11 protein-coding genes and 1 pseudogene are annotated in these 9189 nt (G+C 43.7%); 8 read left to right on the forward strand and 4 right to left on the reverse strand.

Features of this window, described 5'->3' with window-relative positions; translation table 11 throughout:
• Positions 1 to 38: 38 nt before the first annotated feature.
• The 3 genes and pseudogenes from ACH0QE_RS19185 to ACH0QE_RS19195 all read left to right on the forward strand — a co-directional run bounded on the left by ACH0QE_RS19185 (position 39) and on the right by ACH0QE_RS19195 (position 3321).
• Positions 39 to 1923 (forward strand): annotated as a pseudogene (locus ACH0QE_RS19185) (fructose-specific PTS transporter subunit EIIC).
• 68 nt (positions 1924 to 1991) lie between these two features.
• Complete coding sequence (locus tag ACH0QE_RS19190; RefSeq protein ID WP_415802087.1) at positions 1992 to 2672, forward strand: N-acetylmannosamine-6-phosphate 2-epimerase; 681 nt, start codon at positions 1992 to 1994, stop codon at positions 2670 to 2672.
• A gap of 196 nt (positions 2673 to 2868) precedes the next feature.
• Positions 2869 to 3321, forward strand: a complete 453-nt coding sequence (locus ACH0QE_RS19195) for a VanZ family protein (RefSeq protein WP_415802088.1) — start codon at positions 2869 to 2871, stop codon at positions 3319 to 3321.
• A gap of 71 nt (positions 3322 to 3392) precedes the next feature.
• Here ACH0QE_RS19195 and ACH0QE_RS19200 read toward each other — a convergent pair whose 3' ends face one another.
• The 4 genes from ACH0QE_RS19200 to ACH0QE_RS19215 all read right to left on the reverse strand — a co-directional run bounded on the left by ACH0QE_RS19200 (position 3393) and on the right by ACH0QE_RS19215 (position 4601).
• Entirely contained in the window at positions 3393 to 3920 is a 528-nt protein-coding gene (locus ACH0QE_RS19200; protein ID WP_415802089.1) for a hypothetical protein, read from the reverse strand.
• The gene (locus ACH0QE_RS19205; protein WP_415802090.1) at positions 3875 to 4147 is read right to left on the reverse strand and encodes a hypothetical protein; all 273 of its coding nucleotides are present in this window, start codon (positions 4145 to 4147) and stop codon (positions 3875 to 3877) included. Before ACH0QE_RS19205 ends, ACH0QE_RS19200 begins: the two co-directional genes overlap by 46 nt.
• 80 nt (positions 4148 to 4227) lie before the next feature.
• Positions 4228 to 4452: a M14 family zinc carboxypeptidase gene (locus ACH0QE_RS19210; RefSeq protein WP_415802091.1), complete on the reverse strand. Its 225-nt coding sequence runs from the start codon at positions 4450 to 4452 to the stop codon at positions 4228 to 4230.
• 23 nt (positions 4453 to 4475) lie between these two features.
• On the reverse strand, positions 4476 to 4601 hold the full coding sequence (locus ACH0QE_RS19215) for a hypothetical protein (protein ID WP_415802092.1): 126 nt from the start codon (positions 4599 to 4601) through the stop codon (positions 4476 to 4478).
• 429 nt (positions 4602 to 5030) lie between these two features.
• Between ACH0QE_RS19215 and ACH0QE_RS19220 the strand changes: the two genes are divergently transcribed.
• From ACH0QE_RS19220 to ACH0QE_RS19240, 5 genes are all read left to right on the forward strand, one after another.
• The gene (locus ACH0QE_RS19220) at positions 5031 to 6071 is read left to right on the forward strand and encodes a LacI family DNA-binding transcriptional regulator (RefSeq protein WP_415802093.1); all 1041 of its coding nucleotides are present in this window, start codon (positions 5031 to 5033) and stop codon (positions 6069 to 6071) included.
• Positions 6055 to 7011: a sugar kinase gene (locus ACH0QE_RS19225; RefSeq protein WP_415802094.1), complete on the forward strand. Its 957-nt coding sequence runs from the start codon at positions 6055 to 6057 to the stop codon at positions 7009 to 7011. The genes ACH0QE_RS19220 and ACH0QE_RS19225 overlap by 17 nt, the downstream gene beginning before the upstream one ends.
• A 12-nt stretch (positions 7012 to 7023) precedes the next feature.
• Positions 7024 to 7569 (forward strand): 6-phospho-3-hexuloisomerase, encoded by a 546-nt coding sequence (gene hxlB / locus ACH0QE_RS19230; protein ID WP_415802095.1) that lies wholly within the window; start codon positions 7024 to 7026, stop codon positions 7567 to 7569.
• Positions 7570 to 7581: 12 nt separating this feature from the next.
• Positions 7582 to 8592: an ureidoglycolate dehydrogenase gene (allD, locus tag ACH0QE_RS19235; RefSeq protein ID WP_415802096.1), complete on the forward strand. Its 1011-nt coding sequence runs from the start codon at positions 7582 to 7584 to the stop codon at positions 8590 to 8592.
• Between the two features lie 31 nt (positions 8593 to 8623).
• Positions 8624 to 9189 (forward strand): TRAP transporter substrate-binding protein (locus tag ACH0QE_RS19240; RefSeq protein WP_415802097.1); only part of this gene is annotated, 566 nt, incomplete at its 3' end.

A 9189-nucleotide genomic window follows, 5' to 3' on the forward strand; every position in this document is an offset into this window, starting at 1 on the left:
TTATTAATTATTTATTTTTTTTCTGGGGGGTAAAATAAATGAAGCGATTGGCGATTACATCCTGTCCGAATGGTATTGCTCATACGTATATGGCAGCCGAAAATCTTCAGAAGACAGCTGAAAAGCTGGGAATTTCCATAAAAGTAGAAACACAGGGATCTATTGGAGTGGAAAACGAATTCACTGAAGCAGAAATTGCTGATGCAGACGGCATTATCATCGCTGCTGATAAAACAGTTGATAAGAGCAGGTTTGTTGGCAAGAAATTGATTGAAACTGGTGTTCAAGATGGTATCCATAAAGCAGAGGATTTAATTAAACGTTTTGAAACTGGTAATGTACCTGAATATAAAGGGGACCTTAAGTCAATCAATGAAGTGAAAGAAGAAAGAAAGAGCAAGCAAAATCCAGTTTACCGTCACTTGATGAACGGGGTATCCTACATGATTCCGTTCGTTGTTGTCGGTGGATTGTTGATCGCTCTTGCCCTCGCTCTTGGCGGTGAGCCAACAGATTCAGGTTTGGCTATTCCGGAAGGTTCGATGTGGAACAAAGTTCTTAGCGTAGGTGCTGCAGGATTCACATTTATGGTTCCAATCCTTGCTGGTTTTATCGCGATGAGTATAGCTGATCGTCCAGGTCTTGCTCCTGGTATGATTGGCGGCTATATCGCAGCTAACGGAAGTTTTTATGACAGTGAAGCAGGTGCTGGTTTCCTTGGCGGAATCCTTGCAGGTTTTGTAGCTGGTTATATTGCGAAATGGATTAAGACTTGGCCGGTTCCGAAAATGATCCAGCCAATCATGCCAATTCTTGTTATTCCATTAGTTGCTTCATTAGCGATTGCGGCATTGTTTATCTTCGTAGTAGGTGCTCCGATTGCAAGCTTGATGGATGGATTGACATCATTCCTAAACGGAATGCAGGGTGCAAGCAGCATCGTTCTTGCTTTAATCCTTGGTGCGATGATTGCATTCGACATGGGTGGCCCAGTTAACAAGGTTGCCTTCCTGTTTGGTGCAAGCATGATTGGAGCAGGAAACACAGAAATCATGGGTGCGATAGCCGCTGCAATTTGTGTACCACCACTTGCTATGGGCGCAGCTACATTATTGAACAAAAAGAAATATGAAAAGGCTGAACAGGAAGCAGGTAAAGCTGCTCTTGCAATGGGTCTTGTAGGTATTACAGAGGGTGCCATTCCTTTTGCAGCTAAAGATCCACTTCGTGTTATTCCTAGTATAATGGTAGGCTCCATGGTAGCATCCGTTATCGCGATGCTCGGTAATGTAGGAAATAACGTACCGCACGGCGGTCCAGTAGTAGCTGTACTTGGAGCAATTTCAAACCCAGTTATGTATTTCGTTGGAATCATTGCTGGTGTGATCGTAGCAGCATTGATGGTTAACGCATTGAAAAAGAACGTCTAGTACAACTTAGCGATAGCAACTGATAGGAGTGTTATAAATGAAATTAACAGATTTGACGAACCTCGAGCTTATTACAACAGAATTAAATGGCTCAACTCAAAAAGAGATTATCGATGAATTAATCGAAAAGCTTGATGGAGCAGGTGTGCTCAAATCAAAGCGTAAATTCAGAAAAGCAATTGAAAAACGTGAAGAAGAAGGCAGCACAGGAATCGGTTTCGGAATCGCCATTCCTCACGGAAAATCAAAAGCTGTAACAACTCCACAGGTTGCTTTTGGAATCAAGCGGGACGGAGTGGATTGGAAAAGTGCCGATGGTTCACTGGCGAATCTAGTTTTCATGATTGCTGTACCTGAAGAAAGCGCTGGAAACGAACACTTGAAAATCCTGCAAATGCTTTCCCGTAAATTAATGAACGAAGACTTCAGAGCAGCACTGATTAATGCCCAAACAACAGAAGAAGCTTATAAGCTGCTTGAAGAAATCGAATAGAGGTATGTAAGAGGAGAGATGAAAATGCTCTCCTCTTTTTTAAAATACTGGTCGGGAGGAGAATTTGTATGTTGAAAGAAATCCGAAATGGATTAGTGGTTTCGTGTCAGGCGCTTGAGGATGAGCCATTGCACAGCTCTTTCATCATGGGGAGGATGGCTTTGGCTGCCGAGCAGGGCGGTGCTTTAGGAATAAGAGCTAATACTGCAGTGGATATAGATGAGATTAAGAAAAGTGTAAAACTTCCTGTGATTGGGATTGTCAAAAGGGATTTTCCTGATTCAGAAGTATACATAACTCCTACAATAAATGAAGTAGATGAACTAGTTCGTGCAGGAACAGAGATGATCGCAATAGATGGAACTAGTCGCACCCGTCCAGGTGGAATTAATCTGCAAACCTTCTTTAGTGAAGTGAAATCAAAGTATCCATCTAAGCTTTTAATGGCAGATGTATCTACCGTTAATGAGGCTCTATTTGCAGAACAATTGGGCTTTGATTGCGTTTCTACCACATTGGTTGGCTATACAAAAGAAACGGCAGGACAGAAATTATATGAAAATGACTTTCAGGTTCTTAAAGAAATGGTGACAAAGGTGAAAGTTCCTGTCATAGCTGAAGGGAATGTTCTCACCCCTGAGATGGCTAGAAGATGTTTAGAAATAGGGGCACATGCTGTGGTCGTAGGTGGGGCGATAACAAGACCGCAAACTATAACGAAGAGATTCTTGGAAGCTATGGAGTTATAAGTATACTACTCAGTTAAGAATAGTTCACTATGATATTATAGAGATTAGAAATGAAAATGTGAAAAATTACTAAACCCACAATCACAAAAAGGGTTCCATTAGTGCCCTGTAAATATTTACAAAACTTCTGTCTCATCTTTCTTGCTGGTTATCACTACTTATCTTTGGCTAGGCTGAAGATAAAGAGGTGAGGGTATTGATTCATTTACAATCGATTTTAGGAATGGATAAACTGATGCATGTTATTGGTTTTACAGGTATTTCAGCAATGATAGGTATCTTTGTTTTAATTATCTCAGACCGTGACCGTGTCCGTGTCAAAAATCAATTAAAAGTAGTATGGCTTGTTTTGGTTACTATTGGAATAATCGAAGAATATCGGCAGTACCTTGACCCAGCCAGGAGTTCAGAGTTTTTCGATGCGATCGCTAATATTGTGGGAGTGACCACAGGGGTTGGCATTTCGGTGGGAATATCTTATATTCTTGCTCATAAACAAAAGGTTCTTTCAAACATTTTCTCTCTTTATCCGATGATCCTAATGATGTTGCTAATAGGCTTGCTATACCTTAACGAAAGGCCTTTTTTAAAAGAGGAAATATCCTTTCAGGAACGTGTCAGGAGCCTGGCAGCGCTGATTGGCTTTTAGGGGAGAGGATCTGACTAATATCTCATTTTAAAAAGCGGAGGATTCGTTCCTCCGCTTTTCTTGTACTCCTCTTATAAACTCGGTGAATAGGCAGTTTGCGGGATGTTACCATATTCAGCGGAGTCCAGTTCCTCCACCGAACAATCTACCACACCATTGATGATTCCATACAATCCTGTCTCAACAGCCTTGACAAGCTGCCCTTTCTTCTTTTGCCCAAATGAATGCGATTGGCCTCTAACTTCGAAAAGGACTGTGCCGCTGCCATTCAATGCGAAGCTTCCAAGTGCTATTCCAGGCAGGTCCAGGTTTTGCTGGTATAGGGTAATGTTATTGAATGGTGAATTTTCACCTAGTGATTGCATTGCATTGTATGCTGCAAGATTCAGTCGCTTTGAGAAGTCAAAGTTATAGTTATCGGCATATTCAGCGTACTTAGCTCCTTCTGTGGTGTTCGGACCCGGAACGAAGTCAGCTGAAAGGGACATGGTGACCAGGTTATCTGTACCCTCAACATAATACTGTCCCTGGTGGTGAAGGTCGATGAATACATCTACTTTCCCGAACTCAGCTTGAAGCTTTTTGTAAACATCGCGCACGGTTTGTGACTCAGGTGTGATGTACCAGCCCGCCTTGCTTGAATTGCCAGGAAGTCGGATGCCTGTGGGACATAGTCCAAGTCAGGATTGAAGTCGCTGTTTACATCAAATCCAGGTCTGCCATTGTAGTCCCTGTCCTGGATTATGCGGTTGTTATAATAATTCCACGCGGGACCAGCAGCATCAGCAAGTTGAGGGAAATCCTCGACAACCTCTTCCCATGACATATCATTTCCTCTTCGATCCAGTTCCGAGGCATCTGGGTTCATTTTTGGCAAAGTGACCAGAGTACTTCTTCGCGGATTTTTTATGCCTCTTGAGAATTGCTGGATCCCAGGTATTGAAGCATGCTAAGCAGCGCTTCAGTCCCAGTGTTTTCATTTCCGTGAATCTCGCTTTCAATCAGGACAACTTTATCACCTGTCCCGACCCTTGCCTGATAAATATCTCTTCCCTGGGTTGATTGGCCAACTACCTCCAAAGCAACCCTGCCCTGGCTGTTGACTTCAATTTGCTGAAGACGTTTGACCATTTCAGCATAGTCGGTATAGCCATTTACAGAATAAACCTGATTGTCATTGTAAAGGTTGCCGTTAGAGAGTAGGTAGCTAGTGTCGGGGTAGCAAGAGCTGTGCACAATGCAAGAACACTTAACCCGGTGATTACTTTGTTAATTTTCATAGATTCTTTCACTCCTTAAACTAGTAAAGTAATTTCATAATTATATTAAAAAGTTTACTAGGGAAATGTTGCTACAATTTGTCGTGTATTTCGCATTCCTAAATAAACGAGAGAAAGGCACTAGAGTGAATAGGCGTATTGGTAGTTTTGGTATAAAAGATAGAAGGATCTGCATAATTCTATTTTCCTGTCCTGTGATTTGTGAAAGCTTATGATTTCCACATCACTGCATCACGAGGCCAAATTCTAATAGAATCCTATTAAGAATGTGGGATAAGAAGCAGTTCTTTTTGATGGAAAAAGATGTTTATAAGTTTTTACAAATTTCTGATTGATTTTTGAAAGGGGTTTCATTTATACTGTTACTAAACCGATTTACTAAATCGTTTTACTAAATCGGTTTAGAGGATTCACAAAGAAGGGATTCCTATGAAAAAAGTAACCATGCAGGATGTTGCTGAAAAGGCGGGCGTTTCAAAAAGCACGGTTTCTCAGTACATAAATAATCGATATGAGTTTATGGCGGAGGCGACAAGGATCCGCATACAGGAAGCGATTCGTGAACTTGGGTATATCCCGAATTTCGTCGCGAAGAGCTTGAAGCAGAAAAAGTCATCGACTATTGGCGTGATCGTGGCGAATATTCTTCACACATTTTCTACGGAGATTATAAGAGCGATAGAAGATGCCTGTGAGGAAAGCCAGTTTCATATGTTTGTCTGCAATGCCGATGACAATCCGGAGAAGGAACGGGCGTATATCAGCATGCTGCTTGCAAAGCAGGTTGATGGTCTGATAATCTTCCCGACGGCTGACAATATGTGTTTGTATGAAGAACTGAAGCGGTCGAATTTTCCAGTTGTGTTCGTTGACAGAAAAGTGGAGCAGCCTATATATCCGACTCTGATGCTGAACAATGAAAGGGCGGCGGAGATCGCGATAAGGGAGCTCCTGAAAAGAGGACACACAAAAATCGGGACCATATCGATGTCCATCACCCAAAAGGTTTCACCAAGGGTTGAGCGTATCAGCGGTGTCAGGAAAACGCTAACCGAAAACGGTGTCACTCCAAATGAAAGCTGGATTATCGCTGCTGAACGAAAGGGAATTGTGCCAGCGCTTGAAGAGCTTTGGTTACAGGAAGACAGGCCGGATGCATTTTTTGCAACAAATGACCTTTCTCTGATTGAACTGCTCAAGTTCTTAAGAAAAAAGAAAATTCAAATTGGTAAAGATGTAAGCGTTATCGCGGTGGATGATTCTGATTTCCTTGAAATCGCCGCCACACCGATTTCGGCAATCAAGCAGCCTACCTTCCAGATTGGCAAGGATGCTGCCGAAACGCTGTTCAACCTGATTGCCGAGGGAAAATTAGAAGATTCATATGATATAAGAAGGTACGACCCCGTATTGGTAGAACGGGAGTCAGTGCAAGTGTTGGGAGAGAAGAATAATGGCAGATCGATATAAGGTTATGACCATCGGAGATGCAATGATTACATTCAATCCTTCTGTGCAAGGCCCCCTGCGCTTTGTAGAAAGTTTTAACCGAAAAGTAGGCGGAGCAGAACTGAATTTTGCGATTGGCTGCGCACGGCTTGGCTTGGAGAGCAAGTGGGTCAGCAGGCTTGGCAAGGATGAGTTTGGCAGGGTGATTTACAACTTCACTCGCGGAGAGGGTGTTGACGTCTCTGAAGTGAAGCTGGTGGAAGGCTATCCGACCTCGCTCAATTTTAAAGAAATTAATGGTGACGGTTCGGGAAAGACCTTTTACTACAGGTATCATTCACCGATTACAACCTTGACTCCTGAAAAGGTAAAGGAAGAATGGCTAGCAGACGTTGATCTGCTGCATTTGACTGGTGTATTCATGGCCGTTGACCCGAACAATGTGAAGGTTGTTAAAAGGCTGGTCGAAATCGCAAAAGACAAAGGTGTTCCGGTCTCATTCGATCCGAATATCAGGCTCAAGCTTTGGACAATTGAAGAAGCGCGCAAGGCTTACAACGAAATTTTCCCTTATGTCGATATCCTCCTCACTGGACTGGATGAAATCCGTCTGATCATTGGCAAGGATTCAGCAGAGGACCTTGGGGATTTTGCAGATCAATATGGAATCAAAGACCTTGTGATTAAAGATGGAGCGAACGGATCAAGGCTTTACCGGGATGGAAATTGGACCGAAGCCCCTGGCTTTAGCGTAAATCCAATTGATACGGTAGGAGCGGGAGATGGCTTTGATTCCGGCTATGTGTACGGCTGGCTCAATGAATTCAATCCTGAACAGCTTCTCCGTTTTGCGAATGGAGTCGGCGCTCTTGTCACCACGGTTTCAGGAGATAATGAAGGTCTTCCTTATCTTGAAGAAGTAAGCGCTTTTATAAACAATGAATCGATCATTGAGCGCTGATTGGAGGGGACCATGAATACAATTTCATCGATTTTAAAAGAAATGCAGACAGTCTGCATGGATGTGAATTCTGAAGAATACGATTCCTTCGTTCAACTGCTAAAAGAAGACAGGCGTTTCTTTTTTACAGGAGAAGGGCGTTCGGGCTTTGTAGCAAAAGCCATCGCTATGAGACTGATGCATAGCGGAAAGATGGTCTATGTTGTCGGGGAAACGACAACACCGGCGATTCAGGAGAATGATATTTTAATAGTCCTATCAGGCTCGGGTAAAACGGCTCAAGCCTTGAATATCTCCGAAAGGGCCCATCGTTCTGGTGCAGCAGTATTCATGATCACGACGAATGAGGAAGCACTCCAGCTGCCATTCATGTCAGGTGGAGTAAGGATTCCGGCGGCAACGAAATATCGCCATGAAGGTGAACCGAAAACGATCCAGCCGCTGGGAAACCAGTTTGACCAGGCAGCACATCTCATCATGGATGCAGCAATCATTGATAGCCTGGCAGAAGGAAAGACGAACGAGGAATTGAGAAAGAAGCATTCCAATCTGGAATAGGGGGGACAAGGAATGTCAACAGTAACCATTCCGCATCAAGAAGCGAAAGAGTTAGTAGTAAAAAAACTTACCGAGGCTGGACTGAACAAGGAGCATGCAGAGAAAGTAGCGGACATTCTTGTGCACGCCGACCTCCGAAATGTTAACTCCCACGGTGTTTTACGAACAGAGCATTACGTGAGCCGCCTGAATGCTGGGGGGATCAACCCAAACGCGAATATCCAATTCAATAAAACGGGCCCAGTAACAGGGGTAGTCGATGGTGATGATGGTTTTGGCCATGTGATCGCAGATGTTGCGATGAAACAGGCGATCGAAATGGCGAAGGAAAATGGCATTGGAATGGTGACCGCCATCAACAGCAGCCACTGCGGTGCACTGAGCTACTTCGTCCAGGAAGCTGCTGATCAGAACGTGATTGGAATCGCAATGACCCATACGGATAAAATTGTCGTTCCGTTTGGCGGCAAGGAAGCGTTCCTCGGGACGAATCCAATCGCCTATGGAGTGCCCGCTAAAACAAGCAAGCCGTTCATTTTGGATATGGCTACATCAAATGTGGCGTTGGGGAAAATCCTTCAATACAAAGAAGAGGGCAAGGAGATTCCGCCTGGCTGGGGTGTTGACGAGAACGGGGAAACCGTTACTGATCCATCCAAGGTAGTAGCACTTCAAACATTTGGCGGCCCTAAAGGATATGGCCTATCGATGATTGTCGACATCTTCTCAGGATTGCTTGCAGGAGCAGCATTCGGACCTCATATCTCCAAGATGTACGGCGACCTGGATAAGAAGCGCAAGCTTGGGCATTACTTCTGCGCCATCAATCCAGCATTCTTTACCGATGCCGATGCATTCCTGGAAAACATGGACCAGATGATGGCAGAGATTCGCCAAGCACCGCCTGCACCAGGATTCTCACAAGTGTTCGTGCCAGGTGAGATTGAGCAACTAAATGAAGAGAAAAACCTTGAAAATGGTATTACCATTGCTTCTACTGTGCATCAATTTTTAACAAAATAAATCAATGAGAAAAAAGGGGAGGAAGTATTTCATGAAGAAAGCAAAATTTTTATCAGGTATTTTAGCAGCATCACTTCTTTTAACAGCATGTGGCTCTGGGGATTCCGAGAAAGCTGGCGGTGAAAGCAAAGGGGAAGTAATCAAGTGGAAGTTTGGCCACCTTGCTGATGAGAATCACATCTGGCACAAAACTGCGCAAAAATTCGAGGAGCTTGTTGAGGAAAAAACAGACGGCAGCATCGATATCACAATCTATCCTAACAACTCACTTGGCGGCGAAACAGATACAATTAACGCAATCCAATCTGGAACTGCAGATATGGTAATCTCTGGTGAGACATTGCAGAACTGGGCTCCTAAGGCTGCTCTAATGGCTGTTCCATACGCATTCCGCGATTTGGACCATGTTAAGACCGTTGTCGAAGGTGAAATCGGTGAGGAAATTGAAGCAGAAATCACTGAAAAAGCTGGTTTGACACCTTTGTACTATCACACTCGCGCACCGCGTAACCTGACATCTAACAAAGAAATCACTTCTCCAGAAGATCTGAAAGGTTTCGGCATGCGTGTACCGAACGTACCATTGTTCCTGAAGGT

The organism is Mesobacillus sp., assembly GCF_047739415.1.
Classification (GTDB): domain Bacteria; phylum Bacillota; class Bacilli; order Bacillales; family Cytobacillaceae; genus Mesobacillus.

What these genes read in the sequence shown, in the direction of transcription:
- ACH0QE_RS19190 (WP_415802087.1), top strand. Translation starts at nt 1,992, where the DNA reads ATGTTGAAAGAAATCCGAAATGGATTAGTGGTTTCGTGTCAGGCGCTT.
- ACH0QE_RS19205 (WP_415802090.1), bottom strand. Translation starts at nt 4,147, where the DNA reads ATGTCATGGGAAGAGGTTGTCGAGGATTTCCCTCAACTTGCTGATGCT.
- ACH0QE_RS19210 (WP_415802091.1), bottom strand. Translation starts at nt 4,452, where the DNA reads ATGGTCAAACGTCTTCAGCAAATTGAAGTCAACAGCCAGGGCAGGGTT.
- ACH0QE_RS19215 (WP_415802092.1), bottom strand. Translation starts at nt 4,601, where the DNA reads ATGAAAATTAACAAAGTAATCACCGGGTTAAGTGTTCTTGCATTGTGC.
- ACH0QE_RS19220 (WP_415802093.1), top strand. Translation starts at nt 5,031, where the DNA reads ATGAAAAAAGTAACCATGCAGGATGTTGCTGAAAAGGCGGGCGTTTCA.
- ACH0QE_RS19225 (WP_415802094.1), top strand. Translation starts at nt 6,055, where the DNA reads ATGGCAGATCGATATAAGGTTATGACCATCGGAGATGCAATGATTACA.
- hxlB (WP_415802095.1), top strand. Translation starts at nt 7,024, where the DNA reads ATGAATACAATTTCATCGATTTTAAAAGAAATGCAGACAGTCTGCATG.
- allD (WP_415802096.1), top strand. Translation starts at nt 7,582, where the DNA reads ATGTCAACAGTAACCATTCCGCATCAAGAAGCGAAAGAGTTAGTAGTA.